Genomic DNA, 20,911 nt, shown 5'->3' with positions numbered 1-20,911 from the left:
CATTTATTAGGCTAATATAGCTATTTTATGGTGTAATATCAATAACAACCGCCTTAAGCATTCCGCTTGCAATCAGATTTTCCTTAACGCGGTTGGCCTCATCGATACTGTTAAAATTCCCAATGATGTAAATGTGATCGCCATTGGAATCAACCTTACGGGTTAGCTCCTTTCCCTGTGAGAGGTTTCGAACAGTATTGATTTCCGAGTCGGTTAAAGGGGTTTTGTATCGTCCTACTTCTACTATGTACAAGCGGTTGTCAGTCTTTGACGGTTGAACCTGCTGTACTGCGTCCTCAAGTTGCTGAGCTCGTTGGGTTGTAATACGTGTCCCGTTGAGCCAGGCCACGATAAAAGCATCTTTGAAGCCCTTTTGCTTAACTGTAGCAAGCGCCTTTTCCGCATCGGAGTAGCGAGTAAGGTTACCAATGTAGTAGCGAATGATGTTTCCGGTTTTATATCCGTAAATAGGAACCATACCCTTAAAGAATGAAGGTTTTTGTGGGGTGCTGAAAGCGCCAATCTGAATACGATAGATTACCCCACTGGGAAGTGGTTCATCAATGGGGATTGGCTTTTCGTCGGAATAGTAGGGTTTATCGGTAACGCCAAAGTCAGCGGGCATTTCGTCAATTATGGCAATGGTTGGTGTGGCCTGTTTAATGGCCGGTTCACTTTTTAGCTTAGGGATGTCTACTGCAACCTCTTCCACGGTTTTGGTAGGTTTTTGTTCCTCCTGAGCTAGGTTTAGGCTTGATTGGCCAAAAATATTTCTTTCAAGCTTAATGACATTGCTTAGCAGCTGTTGTTCCATAAGGCGTAATCGCCAAATTTTTGCAAAGGCAAGGTCAAGCTGCATTAACCCTAAGTCCCTTAAAAGTGAAACCTCAAAAACGCTTTCAACCTGGCCGGTTGAATCGAGGTTGTTAAGAATGGCCATTGCGGCCCTAAAGTTGTTTTGGGCATCGGTGGTTAGCTTTCGAACTTCATTATCGCGGTTACCGCTTTTTACACGGGCCACCTCAATGCAATCGGAGTAAATTTGATATTTTTTATCCCAATACTTTTTAAAATGGTCCGAGTATTGTTTCATGGCTGCAACCAGCTGATTATATTCAGCTGTGCAAGCATTGTTATTGTTGTCATTAGCTGAGAGGCATCTATTGTAGGCCTCCCTCCTCTCAAGGGCTAAATTTCTGAAACGGATAAGCTGTGGTGTTAACTTTTCGGCTTCGGCAAGTCTATTGATTTCGTCGGTGCGGAAAACGGTTGAGGCAAACTGTGCCTGATAGATAAAATCGGGGTTATCGGCAACAAACGAGGTGTTGCTTTCGTCCTTTGGCTTGCGTTTTCCGGTAAGGTATTCCTGCTCAATTTGGCTGGCACTTGCAAAAAGCAAATCGGCCTCCTTTTGGGCGGCAAGCATATCATCCTCAACCTTGGTTACCTGCTTTTCAAGCCTAACCCGCTGCTCGGCTGTAGTTACATAATCGAAACGGCCTCGCAAGTCCTCTAACTTAATTTTAAGCGAATCGGCAAGTTTTTGTGCAGCAAAGCCTTTGGCTAAAACACGACTATACTCAGGGTCGTTTTCTACGGAGTTGAACTTTGCCGGTTTTTTATTCTCAGCGGCTTCAGCCTTAGGTTTATCGGTTTCAACTTTTGAACTGGGTACTTTAGGTGAGACGCTAAGTTTTGACTCAACAGGATTAAGCCTTGCTATTGAAAGTAATTCCTTGTAGCTATTTGGAGTGCGTCGGGTAGGGTTGATATCGTTTCGGATAAGGAAAACATTTAATGTATCGGGCATGTGTAGCCGGTTCGATGTGAAACATGCCAGGGTATCGTTGCTTCCGGTCAGGAATAGAAAGTCATCGTAGGTTGAGTTTATTGGGAAACCTAGATTTTCGGGGGTGCTCCACTGTTTTTTTTCCGGATTATAAACCGATTTGTAAATATCGTAGCCTCCCATTCCGTAATGACCCTTCGATGCAAAGTAAAGGGTAACGCCATCGGGCATAATAAATGGGTATTCCTCGTTCAACGAGGAATTGATAATATCGCCTAAATTCTCGGGTTTGCTCCACTTCCCGTTATCAAGTAGTTGAATGCGGAAAATATCGGTACCCCACGATGAAGACTTGCCATAACTGGAGTAGTAAAGGTAATCGCCAGGTTTTATATTCTTGGGGTAAAACATTAAAGAGGTGTAACCCATTTGCTTGTCGGTGGCAGTGCGAAGGTTTTCGGGGACTGGAGTAAAAGAGCCTTCGGGCAATAGCGATGAGTAGTAGTTCAGAAAGTTACTGGGGCTAGCCTGTTTTCTGTCGAAAACAGTAGGGCTATAAACGTAACGGGTGAGGAAGGAGCCGTTCTCACATGCAGTTACAAGTTTTTCAACTTCATCGATTTTAATGTCGGGCGATCCTCCGCTAACAACAAATCGGCGGTAGTAGTCAATGGCTTCGTTAAACTGGTACGACTGTCGCAAGGCCTCGGCAAGATAAAAGTAAACCATCGTATTGAGTTCGGAAGTTGATGCATCCTTCAGGTATTTCAGCGCCATCTCTACATCTCTTGTCCCTTTAAGGTAACATACACCCAATGCATACTTTATTTCAGGATCGCGGGGAAATTGGTCAAGCAGTTCCTTGTATTTAGGGATTGCCTTAGCGTAACTTTTTGCATTTAGTAATGAGTCAGCCATAGCTCTCTGCATGCCTCCGCTTTTTGCTCCGATGCTATCTACCTGACACCACGATGAAACTGATGAAAGGAAAAATGGGAGTAAGGCTATTATTTTCAACCACTTCATAACTTCAATGCGTTGGAATATTTTAAGACATTCAAAAATAGTGTATTAAAGCCAAATTGAAAAATATTAATTTTTTAAGTAGGGTATTTTTAAAAAGGGTTGTAATAAATGAAAAAGATAGTAACTTAACATAAAACTCCTTGCCATGAAACTAAATCAAAGCATAGCCATAAGCGAGAACGGGTTTATATTCAACCCAATTACAGGAGACACATTCACACTTAACGATTCCGGCTTTCAAATTTTAACAATGCTAAAATCCGGAAAATCGCAAGATGAAATTAAGGATAAGTTGCTTTCAGAGTATGAAGTTGACGAGTTAGTCCTGGAAAGGTATTTACAGGATTTTATTAGCGATTTGAAGCGAAATAATTTACTACTTGAGGAGTAGGACCATGGAACGTAAAAAAATAACAATAGCCATTACCGGCCTCAATAATATTGATAGCCCGGGGCCTGGTATGCCAGTAATTAGAGGCATAAAAGAGTCGACTGACTTTGATGCCAGAATAGTTGGTTTGGCTTACGATCACTTAGAACCCGGAATCTACATGAAGGAATGGGTGGATAAAACCTACATGATTCCATACCCCTCGAAAGGGAAAGAGGCTTTATTTAAAAGAATCAAGGAAATCAATGCTAAAGAAAACATCGATCTGATAATTCCCAACTTCGATGCTGAACTTTTCTCGTTTATAAAGCTTGAAAATCAGATTAATCAGCTTGGTATTAAAACATTTCTTCCTACCCTGGAGCAGTTTGAGGAGCGGCATAAATCAAGCTTGCCAGAGTACGGTAAAAAGTATGGCGTAAATGTTCCAAATAGCGAAGAGGCTTACAGTATGAATGACCTTGCAAATGTTTTACGTTCATACACTTACCCGGTCATGGTAAAGGGAAAATATTATGATGCCTACAAGGCATACTCTCAGGAACAGGCTCAAGCCTATTTTTCAAAGGTGTCAGCTAAGTGGGGGTATCCAGTAATTGTGCAGGAATTTGTTGAAGGAACCGAAGTGAACGTAATTGCCCTTGGCGATGGGAATGGGCAGGTGATTTCAGCGGTTGCCATGCGTAAGCAGTATATTACAGATAAAGGCAAAGCCTGGGGAGGGGTAACCATTTCGGACGATTCAATGCTTGAGCTAACTCATAAAATCATTTCACAAACAAAGTGGAGGGGTGGCATGGAGCTGGAGCTTATTCGTACAGCCGATAACAAGCTATATATCCTTGAAATAAATCCTCGAATTCCGGCTTGGGTTTACCTTGCTGTTGGTGCCGGACAAAATTTACCCGAAGCATTAGTAAAGCTTGCCATGGGAATGGATGTTAAGCCCTACACATCTTACGAAATTGGGAAAATGTTTATCCGTTACTCATGGGATATGATAGTAGATATTGACATGTTTTCAAAGCTGGTAACCAGTGGAGAATTGTAAAATACTAAAAGGTTAAACCAATGGAAAAGAAAAATTTTGAACGTCCAACCATCACAAAGCTAACGCCCGGAATGCCCTCAAAGCATGGCGTAGGCATTGCAGTAGCACCTGTGCAATTTATTGATGGTTTAAAAGTTGACGAACTAATTGAAAAGTATGGCTCCCCACTTTATATCTTTTCGGAATCGGTAATTCGCAAAAATGTTAATGATTTAAAACGCGCTTTTAGTGTCCGTTACCCAAAAGTGCAAGTTGCATGGAGCTATAAAACTAACTATTTAGATGCCATTTGCAGAGTTTTTCACCAGGAAGGATCATGGGCCGAAGTGGTTTCGGGATTTGAATACGAAAAGGCTCGACTCAATGGCATTCCCGGTGAACATATTATTTTTAACGGCCCCGGAAAAACAGAGGCCGAACTTTTAAGGGCAGCCAAGGAGGGTGCTTACATTCACATTGATCATTTTGATGAGCTTTTCCTCCTTGCAAAGGTATGTCAAGCCAATAGTGTTAATGCCCGGGTTGCTATTAGGGTCAACATGGATGTAGGTATTTATCCCAAATGGGATAGGTTTGGGTTTAACTATGAAAATGGCGAGGCTTGGGACGCAATTAACAGAATAATGGCAAATCCACAGCTTAAGTTAATGGGTTTGCACACCCATATCGGAACATATATAATGACAACCGATGCATACCGCATTGCTGCTGCAAAGCTGTCCGAACTAGCGGCCAGTATTGCGCAAAAGTTTAACCATAACATAGCATATATCGATATGGGTGGTGGTTTTGCATCGCGTAACACCCTGCGAGGTGCATACCTTTCTGGTGAAGATACAACCCCCTCGTTCGATGAGTATGCTGATGCCATAACCTCAGCAATTATCAACTCACAAATTAAACCCGATAAATTACCCACTGTAATTCTTGAAACGGGGAGAGCATTAATTGACGATGCCGGAAGTATAGCTGGTACAGTTATAGCAAATAAACGGCTTACCGATGGACGTAGGGCCTTAATTGTAGATGTTGGTGTTAACTTACTTTTTACATCGTTTTGGTACGACCACAAGATAAATCCCACACAGGCTCATTCGGGCTTAGTTGAGGAAACCGTAATATATGGCCCTCTCTGTATGAATATTGATGTATTACGCCCATCAATTATGTTTCCTCCCTTGAAAACAGGTGAGCACTTTTTGATATCCCGAACGGGTGCCTACAATAACACGCAGTGGTTACAGTTTATTACCACCAGGCCTAACGTTATACTAATTGATACTAACCGAAAAACACATATTATCCGTAAAGCTGAGAGCATTGATAGCATTGTTTCAAATGAGAATATTCCAGATCACCTAAAGTAAACCATCAGCATACTTTTTTATGAGAGCGATAAACGGATTAAATACAATCATTAAGGGACTAATCAGAAGCTACTCGCAAATCTTTTTTTCAAGCGAATACTCTTTAGCCATTCTTTTGTTACTCATAACGTTTATCGATTTTTCGATTGGTATTGCTGGGTTGGTTTCAGCATTAGTAGCTACACTTACATCTTATCTGATAAAGCTTGATAGGGAAACAACCGCTAAGGGCTTATATGGTTTTAATGCTTTACTGGTTGGATTTGGGTTAGGATTTTACTATGATATTAGCATTACGCTTCTGCTTTTGGCTGCCATTGCCGGATTTTTTACATTACTTGTTAATATTACACTACAGGGAGTTTTACGAAAGTACTACTTACCCTACCTATCGCTTCCATTTGTGTTAAGCATGTGGCTTGTGCTAAGTGCTACCTGGCAGTTGACATCAACCGAAATAAATCAGAGTAGTGTCTACCTACTCAATAGAATTTTTGATGTTGGCGGTTTTAATTTTATTGCCATTCACGACTGGTGGCTTAACCATGTAAAATCCAATTTCATTAATGGTTATTTTATCTCGTTGGGTTCAATATTCTTTCAGTTTAATGTGCTAGCCGGGGTTTTGGTAGCATTGACATTGATGGCATACTCACGAATTGCATTTTCGTTATCGGTTATTGGGTACAGCGTGGCTTATATTGCCTATTTAACTTTTGGTCTAGATTTGACTACGTTGGGGTATAGCTATATTGGGTTTAACTTTATTCTTAGCGCAATTGCCGTTGGGGGGTATTACTATATACCATCAACGGCTTCGTACTGGTGGGCTGTGGCCATTACACCTGTAATTGCAATGGTAACTATTGGGCTAGCAATTATTTTTAAAACGCTTGGCTTGCCAATCCTTTCGCTACCCTTTAATATTGTTGTTCTTATGTTTATTTACTCCATGCGTTTTAGGATGTCGGCTTCTGGGTTAAGGGAAGTGATGGTGCAGGAAGGGAAACCCGAACTAAATCTTTACTCCTATCAATCGTTTGCTAAACGTTTTCCCAACTATGGGTGGATTAGGATTAGGTTACCCTTTTACGGAGTTTGGACCGTAAATCAAGGTCATCATGGCAATTATACTCACAAAGGGGAGTGGGCGCATGCGTGGGATTTCATTGTTTTAGACTCCGATGGTAAACAGTTTAAAAGTGATGGTCATTTACAAACCGATTATTACTGTTACGGGAAAAATGTAATTGCTCCTGCCGATGGCGAAGTGGTTGAGGTTGACGACGGTGTTGATGATAATCCTGTAGGTGAAATAAATATTAATAAGAATTGGGGAAATACCGTAATAATTAGGCATGCAGCTGGTTTGTATTCCAAACTTTCGCACCTCAGAAAGGGTTCAATTACCGTTAAGGTTGGCGATAAAGTAAAGTTTGGAACAAAAGTAGGCGAGGTTGGCAATTCAGGGCGTTCAGCTTACCCCCACCTCCATTTTCAGATTCAGGCAACCGAGTACATTGGCTCAAAAACCATTAAATACCCATTATCATCATACATTGTTAATGATACTGAACTCAAAACATTCGATTATCCCGCTACTGACCAAAATGTTTGCAATATTGAAACCGACGCATTGCTTAATTCCATGCTAAACTTTAAACCTGGCAAGTTAATTAGCTGGGAAGTTCAACATGAAAATATTACTGAAAATATTACTTGGGAAGTTGGTATTAACTATTTAAATAAGCTATTTATAAAGTGCAACAAAACAAATTCTATAGCATTTTTTGAAATTGATGATGTGTATTTCTACTTTACCCATTTTGAGGGAAGTAAAAAATCACTGTTATACAAATTTTACCTTGCTGCATATAGGATACCCTTAACCTATTTTGAAGGGATAAAGGTATCTGATTCAATACCCGTAAATAAATGGTTTGGTGGAATAGCTCTTTACCTCCATGATTTTATTGCGCCATTCATTCAATTATTGCAAGCTGAATACAGGGTAAAGGTTACAAGAATTGGAAGCGAATTTGACATCGAAGGTTTTAGGCTCGAAACCACCGTAAAGGGCAGATTTCTAAATAGAACAGTTCTAACAGAACGATTTGATTTAGAAATTCGTGCAAACGGTAAAGTAGAAATTATTCAGGAACAAAATAAAACCCTTGCGAAATGCGAACTATAATTGTTATAGCGTCAGTTTTAATGTTAACCTACAGGCTAGGTGCACAAACCGATTTTGCATCGCTTGATAGGTTAAACTATCAATATTTCCTTGGCAAGGATTATAAGAATTTAAAAAGGACTGCCAAAAAAATTTTAAATCAGGGGAATGATTACTACTACCTAAGGATGAGGTTAGGTATTTTGGCCTATGAGAATCAAAGGTATGCCTATGCGTATCGAAATTTTACTCGCGCTAAACAGCAAAACCCTTTCGATACTGTAACAAACGAATATTTGTACTATTGCTACCTTTTGGCAGGCAGGCAGGCTGATGCACTTCAATTTCTCCGCACCCTTTCCGAGAACGATAAAAATAGTCATTTAAAGTCCTTACCCATGGCTAAGGCTCCTGAACTAATATTAAGCTATTCATATACAGGATACGATGTCAAAAAATATCAAACCAACCCCTTAAACTTTGAGGCCATTGAAAATCTGGCTGTATTAAATGCAGGATTAGCTTTCAATTTTTCAGAAAGAGCTAACGGTTTTTTCCAGTACTCAAATACCAGTAAAGTAGCTACTTTTTACTCACCCTCCGATCCCTCAGGCAATTACGATACATACAAACAAAATCAATTTTATTTTAGTTACAAAAGCCTAATTACTCAAGGTTTTGAGTTTTCAGGGTATACCCACTGGGTATTTTTTACCGATGTGTCGAACGTTTCTACTTATGGGCGCAGGAGTTCTTCCCTGAATTTATCAACCGAATCGTTATTTGGATTAAACTTTACATTAATAGGTTGGTATCTGAGAGGGGGTATAAATTTCAACTACAGCAACTTTGCAAATTCAAATCAGTTTGCTACGGAGGCTTATATAACCTATTTGCCTTTTTCAAATTTAAACCTGTATTCAACGGTTAGTGGTTTTTACCAATTGGACAAAAACTGGGGAAGCACTTATCAATCGAATTTTGATGTTGGTTTCAAAGTATTTAAATATTTATGGGTTGAATCCGGTGTGATGATTGGCAATTCTTTCTTGTATTCACGTAATTTTGGCATGGAGCTGAACAACTCATTTATCATTCCTTCTAAAAGTTTTTATGGTAGTTTAGTTATTCCTGCTAAAAAGTTTTCTTTAAGGGTTGGTGGTCATTACTCTGAGATGAACAACTATTCCTGGGATTTGGAGAATAATACTAAAACATCAAAGCTAGTAATTAATGCATTTGGAGTAAATGCTACATTAACCATTAAATTTCAATAGCTATGAAGGTCAAAAATCTAATCTTATTGGTGCTGACAACTTTGACGGTAAACTTAGCGGCTCAGGATTTTGCTAAACTATCAGTAGCATTCACTGAAAGCTATGCTAAGGAAAAGGAAGGCAAGTATGCCGATGCTGCAAAACCCCTAAAGGCCATGTACGATGAAAAATCGTATGAGGTTAATTTAAGGTTGGGATGGTTAACATACCTGCAAGGTCAATTTAGCGAATCGGTAGGCTACTACTCAAAAGCTATAGAGCTTATGCCCTATGCTATTGAACCCCGGTTGGGAATTGTACTCCCCGCATCAGCAATGGGTAATTGGGGTTCAGTAGTTGAGCAGTATAACAAGATACTTTCCATTGACCCTAATAATACTCTTGTGTTGTATCGTATGGGTATGATAAGCTATGAGAATAAGGATTTTAAAAAGGCTTACACTTACTTTGAAAAGGTAGTAAATCTTTACCCCTTTGATTATTACAGCGTACTAATGCTGGGTTGGACAAATTACCAGTTAGGGAAAACAAAGGAAGCCAAGATACTTTTCCAAAAGGCATTACTTTACGACCCTACAAGCGCAAGTGCTAAGGAGGGATTAAGCTTACTGAAATAGTATCAATTGTTTTGGCGATTTAACGTTTCATAGCCCGGTCCATTTCGCGCCGAGCATCTTTATGTTTAAGGTCTTCGCGCTTGTCATGTAACTGTTTACCACGTGCAAGGGCAATGTCAACCTTTGCAAGCCCACGCTGGTTGATGAATAGCTTTAGGGCAATGATGGTTAACCCTTTCTCCTCCGAACGTCGTTTCAGCTTAATGAGTTCCTTTCGGGTGAGCAGTAGTTTACGCTCCTGCTTAGGGTCGTGGTTATTGTATGTACCCCAGGCATACTCGGCAATGTGGAGTCCTTTAATCCAAAGCTCTTCGCCTATAAAGTGGCAGTAAGAGTCCACAAAGCTGGCTTTACCCATTCTTATCGATTTAATTTCGGTCCCTTTCAGCACTATTCCTGCGGTGAAGGTTTCAATAATCTCATACTGAAACGTGGCCTTTTTGTTTTTTATAACTATGTTATTCTTGTTTTCCATGTGTTTCAGGGGTTTTAAGTGGTTTACGGGTAATTCCTACTAGCCGGTAAACGTAAAGTATCAGCAGAATAGCAATAATTGCAATTAGCATATAGTTTTTTGCGATTAGTAGTGGCTGGCTAAAGAAGTTGGTTGCAATTAGTATGGCTGCTGTACCCGAAACAAGTAGTAATAAACCAAACCATACCAAACGGTTTAGCTCATTCAACTTGTTTGTCGGATTAGGGTGGCGTAACTTTACCATTGCTCACAACCTTTAGGTTTGCAAATTTAGCTATTTTTACCTGCATAACTACTGTTGTGTAGATGTTGGATAGTAAATATGATTTAGTTGCCATAGTTGGCCCAACGGCAAGTGGTAAAACCCAACTCGCCGCTCACCTGGCCGCCCGGGTAAATGGCGAAATAATTAGCGCCGATTCCCGACAGGTATATAGGGGTATGACCATAGGAACCGGAAAGGATTTGGACGATTATATTGTTGAAGGGAGGTTAATCCCTTACCATCTTATTGATATTGTTGATGCGGGCTTTAAGTATAATGTCTTTGAGTATCAACAGCATTTTATTGATGCATACAACGATATAAAAAAACGCAACCGCCTACCAATACTTTGTGGTGGGAGTGGCCTCTATATCGATGCGGTGCTGCGAGGGTATAAGCTATTGCCTGTTCCTGAAAATCATGAACTCCGACGAGAACTGGAAGCTAAGACAGATGAAGAGTTGGCTACCATTCTTGCATCGTACAAAAAATTGCATAATACCACCGATTTGGATACCCGCAAAAGGACAATCAGGGCGATTGAGATAGAGGAGTACTACCAACGTCAACCTGTTGATCCTAAGCCATTCCCGCAAATTAGGAGCATAATTTTTGGTGTGAAACACCAGCGTGCTGTCGAGATGAAACGTATCAGGGAGCGTCTTGCTCAGCGCTTAAATGCTGGCATGATTGATGAGGTGAAGGCGCTCCTGAATGCAGGTCTCACTCCCGACGATCTTATTTACTATGGGCTTGAATACAAGTATATTACCGAATATCTAATTGGAAAACTTTCCTACGACGAAATGTTTGAAAAGCTTTACATTGCCATACGGCAATTTGCTAAAAGGCAAATGACCTGGTTCCGGGGGATGGAACGCAAGGGGTTTACCATTAACTGGATACCGGGTGAGTTGACCCTTGATGAAAAAATTTCGTTGGTTCTTAATAAAATCAACGAATAGCCTTACGCTCGTTTCTTTTGAATATCAGTAAATCGTTGTCGGAATAAACCTTGGTAAAGTGCTGGCTTTGGCTTAAAGTATCGATCGATTTTTTAAAGTCATCGGCGCTTAATGGCCATGTGTTGCTTTTCGGTAGCAGCAAAATATATTCAGCATCCTTTACAAAAGGGTAGGAGTATATTTTGCGGGCATTAAGATGTGGTGCAAGCCTTGAACTTGCCGATACGGTTTTTGAACCATCGGTAATCCTAATAGCTTCATTAATTCTTTTTATGTCGAACTCGGTTTGGTAGTGTTGTTTACTATAGAAACGTGTGTTAATCCCATCGTACCACTTTGAAACTCTATTTTCCATTGTAAAAGCTGTGGCTGCTGCTGTAACAATTGCAAGGGCAATTGCAAAGGGTAACCGATAATTTATCTTAAGCTCCGATATTGTAGATATAGCGGCTATACTTAGCATTGGAACAAACTCAATGGAATACTGGTTGTTGATTCCCCAAAAGTTGTAGTCATTAGGGATCATCTTTAGCAGGTAAATGGGGATGAGCATGAAAAGGAAGCGTGGCCTTAAAAGGAAAAGTATTCCACCTGACACCAAAACCATTATATGAAATTCCAACTTGATGTAATTGTAAGCCACGTCGCTTGTAGTGTTGACGAAAAGAACTTTAAAGAGATTGATTGGTGAAAGAATCAGGTTTAAAACTACTTGCATGGGTGTTTCTCCAAGCCATAGGTATCTTTCGAATTGCATGTTGGTGCTAGTGCTTTGCAGCAATGGCATGGCTACCCAAATAATAATTATTGCCGATAGAACACAAAATGCAAAAAGTGGAATATCAACCTGAACTAACTTTTTTCGGTTGTAGCTGCTTATGGCAAGAGCGGCAATAACAAAAGCAAGCCATATGGCCATGTTCTCAATGGTTAAAACAGCTAGAATCACAACTATAAATGCATGCTTGAACTGTTTTCGTTCATAAAATAGGAATAGCCATGGAATCAGCATTGCGCCTAAAACATTGCTATGAAAATCATACGTAAGCGCTGAATAAATACCCCAAATGCTTAAAAAGTGAATAAGCGCTACTATTGGTGTAACACTATCGCTGTTCATTCGGTGTTTGGAGTATAGGAAAATACCAGCTCCACCAAAAAGAATTGCAACAATTTGCACTATCAGTAAGGTATAATTTCCGAAGATAAAGTATAGGGGAGCAAACAGAAAAATAATTGGAGAGAAGTGCGTTGCAAGGAAAGGGATTTCCTCTCCTGCTATGCCAAGAGTAAATGTAGGTTTTTGAAGCTGTGCAGCATTCCTTAAGGCCTGATTAAACATGCCCAAATCCAGAGCGTAGGTTCGGAATAGGTAATGGTTAACTAACGATATTGAACAAAATACGATAAAGAATACCGTGAGAACTACTACAAACCAATAAATTTGTTTCCTGTTCCGGTGCATTTCAAATATTTACATGATGTAAATATAAAAAAAAACGGGAGCAACCCTTAAGGAACTCCCGTTTTATTATGGATTTGATTCAGTATTTACTTTAACCACTTATCGAGCCAGCCGAAAAACTCGCGTTGCCAAACAACGGCTTCCTGTGGTTTTGTAACAAAATGGGTGCCGTTGGGGAAGAATAGCAGTTTACTTGGTACGCCGAGTAATTGCGCAGCCCCAAATGCTTCGAGGCTTTGGGTGTAAGGAATACGGTAATCATGTTCACCCACTATAATCATAATAGGAGTATCCCAGTTTTTAACAAACTTATGGGGCGAGTTGGCGTAGCTACGCTGTGCTACTTTGTTATCGGTTTCCCATGGCGCGCCGCCAAGGTCGAATGTGGGGAAAAATAGTTCCTCGGTTTGGGGGTAGAACGATTCCAGGTTAAACATGCCGCAGTGGGCAATAAACGCTTTAAAGCGTTTCTGGTGGTGTCCGGCAAGGTAGAATACTGAGTAACCACCGTAGCTTGCGCCTACACAGCCCAACTTATCCTCATTAACCCAAGGTTCTTTCTTAACATCATCTATGGCGCTTAGGTAATCCTTAATGTTTTGTCCGCTGTAATCGCCAGAAATTTGGCGGTTCCATTCCTGCCCAAACGATGGAACACCACGGCGGTTAGGAGCCACCACAACGTAACCATTGGCTGCCATAATCTGGAAGTTCCAGCGATAGCTCCAGAACTGGCTTACGGTGCTCTGCGGGCCACCCTGGCAGTAGAGTAGGGCGGGATACTTCTTTGTGGAGTCGAAATCGGGAGGAAGGATTACCCAAACAAGCATCTTTTTCCCATCGGTTGTGGTAACCCAGCGTTCACGAACTTCGCCCATCTTAATATGGTCGTAAATATGCTTATTGGTAAAGGTTAGCTGAGTGGCTTTGCCGGTTTGCTCATCAATCCGGTAAAGCTCGGTGGCCATGCTCATGCTCATGCGGCTTGCAGTAAGTACGCCGTTGGAGTACTGGCAGCTGGTATAGTCGTGCTTGCCGGTAGTGAGCTGGGTGATTTTTGATGTGGCAACATCAATCTTGTAGAGCTGTTCAGTACCCTTAATCCCACTAGTAAAGTAAATATTTCGGCTATCGTTGTCCCAAACGTAGTACTCAACATTCTGGTCAAAACCCTCGGTAAGATAGGTTTTCTTGTTGTTATTGGTGTTGAGAATAAAAAGTCTTTTCTGATCCGATTCGTAAAGCGGAGTGGCCATGCTCCACCAGCTAATGAATACACCGTTGGGCGAGAATCGGGGGTAGCGGTCGTATCCGGGATTTCCATCGGATAGGTTTGTGGTGATTCGGGTTTTTAGATCGTACAGGTAGATATCGGAGTTGGTGCTCATGGCGTAATCCTTGCCATACAGTTTCTTTGAGGCGTAAACAATCTTATCGCTGTTTGGGCTCCACTGGACTTCTTCCATATCGAAATCGGTGGCCATGGGGGTATCCCACTTCTCGCCCTCGTTAATATCTATGGCATTTTCAACGCCATTGTCGGTGTAATCGGCCACAAAAAGGTGGCTATACTTGCCATCTTCCCAGTAATCCCAGTGGCGATACATCAAATCATCAATTATCCGTACCTTGGCCTTTGGCATGTCCGGATGTATATCCTCGGTCTGGTCAACCATTTTCACATCCTTGGCATACACTAATTTTTTACCATCGGGCGAAAAGGCAAAGCCGTTAATATCAAAATCGAAGTTGGTAAGCTGTTTGAGGCCGGTTCCATCGGTCTTAACTTCCCAGATTTGCGACGAACCACTGCGGGTTGACAGGAAGCGTATGGCTTGGCCATCGGCGCTCCACTGAATATTAGATTCCGAGCCTTGCTCATCGGTCAGCTTTACTGGCTCGCCACCCTCGGTAGGAATTAGGTAGATATTTGTTACTCCCTTGTTCTCCTGTAGGTTGTAGTAGGTTGTGGTGTAGGCAAGTAGTTTGCCATCGGGCGAGATGACCGAACTCCCTATACGTCCGAATTTCCACATGATCTCAGGTGTGAGAAGGCCCTTGTCCTTTTCCTCCTGGGTTAACGATACGTCAACCTTTAGAGGTTCCTTAACTTGTTTTTCGGTATCGGTGCAGCCCGAACCGCCAATAATTATTGCCATTGCAGCAAGACAGATTGGTTTTACAATTCGTTTCATGGTGCTTTGGGTTAGGTTACACAATTTTGACCCTAAAGTTAGCATTTGGTTAAATATCAACCTATGATTTTTACTTTACTTCTTTTTTTAGTCAAATTAAAAGACTAGGGATAAATTAATTTTTACTTTTGTTCAAAACTACTAATGCCATGCGAAAACTATTTTCTTTGATACTGCTTCTACCTGTCCTATCAGGTTGCAATAGCAGCAATAAGCTGGACACAAATGCCATATCCTACGGCGATGTGGAACACGATATAATGGTTCTTTCGGCCGATAGCATGATGGGACGTGCGCCATTTACCGTGGGCGAAGTAAGAGCGACCGCATACATTCAAAACCGGATGAAGGACTTAGGGCTTGCGCCCGCTTTTGGCGATACATATTTTCAGGATGTTCCTATGGTTTCCATTACAACCCATTTGCCCGCACAGGTTGATGTAAGCCTGGCAAGCGGTAAGCTTAGCCTTAAGGTTGATGACGATATCTGCCTGTGGAGTCCAACCACTCGGGCAAAGGTTGCAATATCCAAAGCACCCTTGCTATTTTTAGGTTTTGGAATAAACGCACCAGAGTATGGCTGGAACGATTTCAGGGATATAGATGTAAAGGGCAAGATCATTGTGGTTCTGGTGAACGACCCCGGTTACTACCTGCTCGACTCATCGCTTTTTACCGGCTTTGCCATGACCTACTACGGACGCTGGCGCTATAAGTTTGAGGAAGCCGAACGCCAAGGAGCGCTTGGCTGCATAATTGTTCATGAGGATGGCCCTGCAGGTTACCCATGGGCGGTTGCAGGAAGCAAGAGCAACAGCCCAATACTTTACGTTGATAGTAAAGAACTCGATACTCCGGCGTGCACTCTTAATGGCTGGATTACCCGTGAGGCCGCCGAGCAACTATTCAGCCGCTGTGGCTATAGCTACGAGGCTATAAAGAAACAGGCTACCAGTAAGGATTTTAAACCTATAAACCTAAACGCAACATTGTCTTTAAGCCTAAGTAATACTGTAGAGCGTTCAGTATCAAAGAATGTTGCAGGTTACATTAAGGGGGCTGAAAAACCCGATGAGTTTATTGTATATACCGCTCACTGGGATCACCTTGGGGTTGGGCGCCCACTAAATGGCGATTCCATCTACAATGGAGCATCGGATAATGCTGCCGCAATAGCATGGATGCTATCCATTGCTAAGGCATTCAAGCAGGCCGATACACCCAAACGTTCAATTATCTTCCTTTCGCCTACCGCCGAGGAGTCGGGCCTGTTTGGTTCAGAGTACTTTGTTAAGCATTGCCCGTTCGATATAACAAAGGCAATAGCCTGCATAAACTACGATGTGGTTCTTTTCCTCGGAAAGTTTAAGGATGTAACCGTAACCGGTTACGGACACTCGAATCTCGATAGCCTTTTGCAGGTGGTTGCAGGGGAACACGACCGCTACATTGCCCTTGACCCAAATCCCGAAAATGGAATGTTTTACCGGTCCGACCAGCTACCATTTCTTAAAGCCGGTGTTCCTGCAATTTTTGCTAAAGGGTATACGCATCAAGCTGAGTTGGGGAAAGAAAAAACCCTTGAGCTGATTAAGGATTACTGGCAAAACGTTTACCATAAACCCTCCGACGAGTATAACCCGCAGCGCGATAGGTTAGATGGTTTGGTTGACGATGCGGTGCTATTCTACGAGGTGGGTAACCGTTTAGTAAATGTAAACATTTATTCCCAATGGCGCAAAACATCGGAGTTTTACAGGTAATTTGCCGACGTTTAAATATTAATGTTATTTTTATGCCGGGATTCGATGTTTCAATTCGTGTTTTCTATTTTTACTATTTGCTTAAACAACAGTAACTAAACCATACTAGCATGAACTTTAACCGTTTCATTAAATCCTTGAGCGAGGTTAGCGAAAGGCGACTGATGTATGCGCTTATTGCGGTTATACTTGTTATCAATATGGCAATTCTGGTTTTCGGCAATGGCTATTCTGGCGGATCATACTCTGTAATGCACTACCAGTTTGCCCGTTGGGCATTTGCTAACCCCGAAAACCTATTAAATTCTTGGGCAAACCCTCTTTTTACATTACTTGCCGCACCCTTTGCCTTGCTTGGCTTTAAATCGCTCCAGCTAATGAATATCATTCTGGGTATACTATCGGGGTACTTTGCGTTCAGGGTGGCCAAGGAGCTGAAAATGAAAACCCCGCTGCTGGCATTGGTTATATGTAGCTTTACCCCCGTTTTTATGATGACATTCTATGGGGGCACAACCGAAATCATGTTTGCCTTTTTCGCGATACTTGGGACATTCCTTCTAATTAAGGATAAATTCTTGGCAGGAGCAATAGTTATATCGCTTTTACCGCTTATCCGTCTCGATGGTTTTATCCTATTGCCAGTTTACGCAATCTATTTTATCCGCTGGCGCAGGGCTAAGTATTTGCCCCTTCTTTTTAGTGCAACCGTACTATATAGCTTAATAGGATTGATGCTTGGTAAGAACCTTTTCTGGCTATTTGATGGGGTAACGCTGTTGAGCGATAGTATTTTTGGACATGGCTCTTTTACCCAGTTTATTGTTCGTAGCCCTGGATTTTTTGGAATACCCAACGAAATATTCTTTGTAACCGGTTTGGTAGCCGGATTTTGGTTATACCTACGTGAGCGGAGGGAGTACTCACAGGAGTTTGTGCTTGTGGTTTTACCATTTGTAATCTATTTTCTGGCCCACTCATTTGCATGGTGGCAGGGTATGGGCAATTCGCAGGGTTTATCCCGCTACATGGCTGCAATTGTTCCATTTATGGCTGTAATGGCTACCCGTGGTTTATACCTGGTTGCCAAAATGTTTTTCATTATCTTCAAGAACGAGGCTGTACGTATTGGTGCACTTATTCTGGGCTTTGCATCAATCATTCATATACCTTTTGCCATTCAGAATTATCCCGTTTCACTCTCGTCAACCGATTGGGCTTTATCCGATGTTGCCAGCTACATTAATGAAAATGGTTTAACCGATAAAAGGATATACTATACTGACCCAACAGTATTCTACTACCTCAATAAGAATCCAAAATGTAGTAGCTGCATTGAGGTAAAGAACGCAGCTGTGCTTAATTCAATGCAGAATGGCGATTTGTTTATTTTCGATGTTACACTGGGTGCAGTGAACAAAATCGACTTTGAATCGTTGCTTACCTCTGCCCAATTCAGATTGATACAGGTATTTAACCCCGAAACGCCGGTATATACATTTGGTAAACCTTACCAGGTTGCCTTACTGGAGCGTACAAACCCCGACACCCTAAACGTAAGCGAGAATCATAAGATTGTTTCGGGCGCAAATAAAACTTTCATTACTCTTGTTAGGTACGATTTTGATACTGCAACGCCTACCGATACCGTCACTGTGTCAACCTCAAAGATTAACCGTACAGCGTATTTCCGCATACCCAAAAGGAAAGAGAATTACCTGGTTAGCGCCCTTAAACTCGATTCCATCCAGCCCCTCCAGCCCATTGAGTTAAAGGTATCGTACCGTCAGTTCCGAAAAACCTCCGATGAGAACCTAAGGTATTTTGTCGAGGCCATTTCCAACGGGGATTCTATGTATGAAAGGGTTTTTGAGGTAAATACCCCCGATACGGCCAACCCCGATGAGTGGCACGATGTAAGTTTTAACATAATCCTGCACAACATTGAGGTAGCCCCTGAACTTACTATCAGAACGGGATTCTGGAACAAGCGTAAGGGTGAGTTCCTTATTGACGACTATAGGGTTGAGGTTGCAGTGAAATAGCTAGTCTGATGCCTATTTGTCTTGTATCGGTATAAATTTTAGCAAAAACTTTTAAGCCAAAAACCATGTGCATATGCAAATGCACATGGTTTTTCAATCTGACTTATTTGTGGTGAGTACCTTTATATTATTAAAAGCATTATTTGTATAATGCAGAACAACATTAAAACCACTTATTTAATAGATTTTTGATACTTCTAAAGTAGAACGCTATAAGTACTCCCAGAAAGATAATGACACTGATTATTTTAATAGTGACAGAATGGGAGTTAGCAAGTATAACTAACAATACCAAAAATAGACCAAAAACTCTTGTACCTTTTGAACCTTTCATGTTACATAAAAAATTATAAACAAAAATATTAGCAGCCTAAACAGGCAAGTGTGCCTATTCCAAATAAAACGCCTGCAGCTACACCACATGGACCGCAACCAAAACCCGATACAATACCAAGACCCGTTATTGCTTGTCCCATAAATTCATTCGTATCGAGCATGCAACCCACACATGTACTGAAGCATTCACCATAGGTTCTTGCCTCAGAATAATTACATGGAGCCAAAGACTTGTTGGCAGAATCAAGTTTAATAATATCCTTAATCATATATTTTTCATCCTTAGTTTTCTCTATTATAAATAGATATGTAACATTACCACCAAGTTGGTCCTTGTAGTTAACATAAGTGGTATAAAGCAAAGCGCTATCCTTTTTATTATCAATATTTTGCGTTGCTGATTCTACTACTATTTTACCTTTTGTTTCATCTAAAGCTTCAAATGAAAATGATTGATAACCATTTTTGATGTTTTTACCCATGAATTTATAAATTTCGGATTCTTGATTAAGCTTTTGGTCTGTCTTTAAGATTATAAATTTTCGACTATTTACATCAAAGAATTGGGACAAGAACTCCTTCATAATTACAGTTTCTTTATTTAAGTCTTCTGTTTTTTTCTGATTTACATGAAGCTAAAATTAACAAAGGAAACGCAATAAATATTATTTTTTTCATTTTTCTAGTTTATTAAATTGATCCTACTCTTTTCAAGGTTTTCGGTTCCCCTTTTGATTAATTTTGGCCAATACTAATCATGTACAAAAAAAAATAATAAAAAACATGAAAAAAAATTAACACAAATTAACACGCTAATGTTTAACATAAAAAATTAAAGGAGTCGTTTCCGATAATTAGTACGCAGTTTTAAAATAATTAAATAAAGTAGATTGTGGTAATAGGCAGATTGTCAATCTGCTAGAATCAAGTCAATCAGTGTTATCTGTGTTCCATTATTTGGCTATCGCTATACAATTTAGCACAGACAATTTATGAAACAAAATATTATCGATAGTCGTAAAATAAGTTTACTTAAAAGCATTATATTTGCAGTTCAATCAGCCAGGGGGCTGACGTGGTTTTGACAGCAAGTAGAATGGGTTTGTAAGCATGCCGAGCGTCGTGAGGCCGGCTCGTTAATCCCGGGCACAAACCAATAAACGGCGAAACTAACTACGCTCTCGCTGCCTAATAACTCCAGGAGTTAAGGCTTAATCCCTGCGCCAAGGATGTGCGGGGACGAGATGTCCCGCCGGAAATTACGCCCTGTTGTTTCCGGCATATGGGGCACCGATCAAACGGGGATAGTTGGGGCGACACCTTTAAACCCCGATGAAACAACCAAAGGTTAAGGATTGGTTCGGTCGCCTTTCACCTGGCCAATCCCGACAACCAAGAAAGGCTAAGCATGTAGAAAGCAAACTGGTTCCTTGTTTGGACGAGGGTTCGATTCCCTCCAGCTCCACAAAAACTGACACAAAAAATTCAAGACACCCTAAAACATCTAATTTTAGGGTGTCTTTGTTTTTTGCATTTCAAAAAAAGTATTTTTTGACTAAATAGACATTTTTCAGGCTGACATAGTGCTTAACTCCAATAACTATCGAACTTTGGAGAATTTGAAAGCCTTGATTGAAAAATTTGCTTTTTTTCAAAGTGTCAAGCTGAAAACAAAAAGAAATGCTTTTAAATGGGTTTTATAAGGCATCTG

At 41.0% G+C, this 20,911-nt stretch carries 16 protein-coding genes and 1 other RNA gene; 10 read left to right on the top strand and 7 right to left on the bottom strand.

Annotated features, from left to right (window positions below; all coding sequences use genetic code 11):
* Positions 1 to 25 precede the first annotated feature (25 nt).
* Positions 26 to 2,815 carry a tetratricopeptide repeat protein gene (locus tag WHS63_RS09875; protein WP_445204971.1) on the bottom strand — a complete coding sequence of 930 codons (2,790 nt, stop codon included), beginning with the start codon at positions 2,813 to 2,815 and terminating at the stop codon, positions 26 to 28.
* Positions 2,816 to 2,960: 145 nt separating this feature from the next.
* On the opposite strand from WHS63_RS09875, the gene WHS63_RS09870 reads away from it, so the two are divergent.
* From WHS63_RS09870 to WHS63_RS09845, 6 genes are read left to right on the top strand one after another with little or no spacing between them, the layout of a single operon-like run.
* Complete coding sequence (locus tag WHS63_RS09870) at positions 2,961 to 3,206, top strand: HPr-rel-A system PqqD family peptide chaperone (protein WP_445204970.1); 246 nt, start codon at positions 2,961 to 2,963, stop codon at positions 3,204 to 3,206.
* 4 nt (positions 3,207 to 3,210) lie between these two features.
* Entirely contained in the window at positions 3,211 to 4,257 is a 1,047-nt protein-coding gene (locus tag WHS63_RS09865; protein WP_445204969.1) for an ATP-grasp domain-containing protein, read from the top strand.
* A 20-nt stretch (positions 4,258 to 4,277) separates the two neighbouring features.
* Positions 4,278 to 5,624 carry an alanine racemase gene (locus WHS63_RS09860; protein ID WP_445204968.1) on the top strand — a complete coding sequence of 449 codons (1,347 nt, stop codon included), beginning with the start codon at positions 4,278 to 4,280 and terminating at the stop codon, positions 5,622 to 5,624.
* Positions 5,625 to 5,643: 19 nt separating this feature from the next.
* Positions 5,644 to 7,818: an urea transporter gene (locus WHS63_RS09855; RefSeq protein WP_445204967.1), complete on the top strand. Its 2,175-nt coding sequence runs from the start codon at positions 5,644 to 5,646 to the stop codon at positions 7,816 to 7,818.
* Entirely contained in the window at positions 7,806 to 9,074 is a 1,269-nt protein-coding gene (locus WHS63_RS09850; RefSeq protein WP_445204966.1) for a tetratricopeptide repeat protein, read from the top strand. The genes WHS63_RS09855 and WHS63_RS09850 overlap by 13 nt, the downstream gene beginning before the upstream one ends.
* Before the next feature lie 2 nt (positions 9,075 to 9,076).
* A complete protein-coding gene (locus WHS63_RS09845) occupies positions 9,077 to 9,691 on the top strand; it encodes a tetratricopeptide repeat protein (protein WP_445204965.1) in 615 nt (204 codons plus the stop codon).
* Between the two features lie 19 nt (positions 9,692 to 9,710).
* On the opposite strand, the gene smpB is transcribed toward WHS63_RS09845, so the two are convergent.
* Positions 9,711 to 10,166 carry an SsrA-binding protein SmpB gene (smpB, locus tag WHS63_RS09840; RefSeq protein ID WP_369489998.1) on the bottom strand — a complete coding sequence of 152 codons (456 nt, stop codon included), beginning with the start codon at positions 10,164 to 10,166 and terminating at the stop codon, positions 9,711 to 9,713.
* A complete protein-coding gene (locus WHS63_RS09835) occupies positions 10,150 to 10,410 on the bottom strand; it encodes a hypothetical protein (RefSeq protein ID WP_445204964.1) in 261 nt (86 codons plus the stop codon). The genes smpB and WHS63_RS09835 overlap by 17 nt, the downstream gene beginning before the upstream one ends.
* Positions 10,411 to 10,472: 62 nt before the next feature.
* Between WHS63_RS09835 and miaA the strand changes: the two genes are divergently transcribed.
* The gene (gene miaA, locus WHS63_RS09830) at positions 10,473 to 11,396 is read left to right on the top strand and encodes a tRNA (adenosine(37)-N6)-dimethylallyltransferase MiaA (RefSeq protein ID WP_445204963.1); all 924 of its coding nucleotides are present in this window, start codon (positions 10,473 to 10,475) and stop codon (positions 11,394 to 11,396) included.
* Here the strand turns inward: miaA and WHS63_RS09825 are convergent.
* Both WHS63_RS09825 and WHS63_RS09820 read right to left on the bottom strand, forming a co-directional pair.
* Entirely contained in the window at positions 11,386 to 12,861 is a 1,476-nt protein-coding gene (locus tag WHS63_RS09825) for a DUF2079 domain-containing protein (protein WP_445204962.1), read from the bottom strand. The genes miaA and WHS63_RS09825 overlap by 11 nt on opposite strands.
* An 86-nt stretch (positions 12,862 to 12,947) precedes the next feature.
* Positions 12,948 to 15,056, bottom strand: a complete 2,109-nt coding sequence (locus WHS63_RS09820) for an alpha/beta fold hydrolase (RefSeq protein WP_445204961.1) — start codon at positions 15,054 to 15,056, stop codon at positions 12,948 to 12,950.
* A gap of 149 nt (positions 15,057 to 15,205) precedes the next feature.
* Between WHS63_RS09820 and WHS63_RS09815 the strand changes: the two genes are divergently transcribed.
* Both WHS63_RS09815 and WHS63_RS09810 read left to right on the top strand, forming a co-directional pair.
* Entirely contained in the window at positions 15,206 to 16,819 is a 1,614-nt protein-coding gene (locus WHS63_RS09815) for a M28 family peptidase (protein ID WP_445204960.1), read from the top strand.
* Positions 16,820 to 16,929: 110 nt separating this feature from the next.
* Complete coding sequence (locus tag WHS63_RS09810) at positions 16,930 to 18,864, top strand: hypothetical protein (RefSeq protein ID WP_445204959.1); 1,935 nt, start codon at positions 16,930 to 16,932, stop codon at positions 18,862 to 18,864.
* A 362-nt stretch (positions 18,865 to 19,226) separates the two neighbouring features.
* Here the strand turns inward: WHS63_RS09810 and WHS63_RS09805 are convergent, their stop codons facing one another.
* Positions 19,227 to 19,784 (bottom strand): hypothetical protein, encoded by a 558-nt coding sequence (locus tag WHS63_RS09805; protein ID WP_445204958.1) that lies wholly within the window; start codon positions 19,782 to 19,784, stop codon positions 19,227 to 19,229.
* Between the two features lie 13 nt (positions 19,785 to 19,797).
* Positions 19,798 to 19,878, bottom strand: a complete 81-nt coding sequence (locus tag WHS63_RS09800; RefSeq protein ID WP_445204986.1) for a lipoprotein — start codon at positions 19,876 to 19,878, stop codon at positions 19,798 to 19,800.
* Positions 19,879 to 20,266: 388 nt separating this feature from the next.
* Here WHS63_RS09800 and ssrA point away from each other — a divergent pair.
* Positions 20,267 to 20,668, top strand: a transfer-messenger RNA (tmRNA) gene (gene ssrA, locus WHS63_RS09795).
* Positions 20,669 to 20,911: the final 243 nt, after the last annotated feature.

Source organism: Tenuifilum sp., from assembly GCF_037481895.1.
Lineage (GTDB): Bacteria > Bacteroidota > Bacteroidia > Bacteroidales > Tenuifilaceae > Tenuifilum > Tenuifilum osseticum.
The sequence above is the reverse complement of the archived record's forward strand: the minus strand, read 5'-3'. Positions and strand labels throughout refer to the sequence as shown.

Excerpts from the sequence above, each read along its gene's own strand:
- WHS63_RS09865 (WP_445204969.1), top strand. The coding sequence starts at position 3,211 with ATGGAACGTAAAAAAATAACAATAGCCATTACCGGCCTCAATAATATT.
- WHS63_RS09805 (WP_445204958.1), bottom strand. The coding sequence starts at position 19,784 with ATGAAGGAGTTCTTGTCCCAATTCTTTGATGTAAATAGTCGAAAATTT.
- WHS63_RS09850 (WP_445204966.1), top strand. The coding sequence starts at position 7,806 with ATGCGAACTATAATTGTTATAGCGTCAGTTTTAATGTTAACCTACAGG.
- WHS63_RS09810 (WP_445204959.1), top strand. The coding sequence starts at position 16,930 with ATGAACTTTAACCGTTTCATTAAATCCTTGAGCGAGGTTAGCGAAAGG.
- WHS63_RS09825 (WP_445204962.1), bottom strand. The coding sequence starts at position 12,861 with ATGCACCGGAACAGGAAACAAATTTATTGGTTTGTAGTAGTTCTCACG.
- WHS63_RS09820 (WP_445204961.1), bottom strand. The coding sequence starts at position 15,056 with ATGAAACGAATTGTAAAACCAATCTGTCTTGCTGCAATGGCAATAATT.
- smpB (WP_369489998.1), bottom strand. The coding sequence starts at position 10,166 with ATGGAAAACAAGAATAACATAGTTATAAAAAACAAAAAGGCCACGTTT.
- WHS63_RS09860 (WP_445204968.1), top strand. The coding sequence starts at position 4,278 with ATGGAAAAGAAAAATTTTGAACGTCCAACCATCACAAAGCTAACGCCC.
- WHS63_RS09875 (WP_445204971.1), bottom strand. The coding sequence starts at position 2,815 with ATGAAGTGGTTGAAAATAATAGCCTTACTCCCATTTTTCCTTTCATCA.
- WHS63_RS09855 (WP_445204967.1), top strand. The coding sequence starts at position 5,644 with ATGAGAGCGATAAACGGATTAAATACAATCATTAAGGGACTAATCAGA.
- WHS63_RS09800 (WP_445204986.1), bottom strand. The coding sequence starts at position 19,878 with ATGAAAAAAATAATATTTATTGCGTTTCCTTTGTTAATTTTAGCTTCA.
- WHS63_RS09835 (WP_445204964.1), bottom strand. The coding sequence starts at position 10,410 with ATGGTAAAGTTACGCCACCCTAATCCGACAAACAAGTTGAATGAGCTA.
- WHS63_RS09870 (WP_445204970.1), top strand. The coding sequence starts at position 2,961 with ATGAAACTAAATCAAAGCATAGCCATAAGCGAGAACGGGTTTATATTC.
- WHS63_RS09815 (WP_445204960.1), top strand. The coding sequence starts at position 15,206 with ATGCGAAAACTATTTTCTTTGATACTGCTTCTACCTGTCCTATCAGGT.
- miaA (WP_445204963.1), top strand. The coding sequence starts at position 10,473 with ATGTTGGATAGTAAATATGATTTAGTTGCCATAGTTGGCCCAACGGCA.
- WHS63_RS09845 (WP_445204965.1), top strand. The coding sequence starts at position 9,077 with ATGAAGGTCAAAAATCTAATCTTATTGGTGCTGACAACTTTGACGGTA.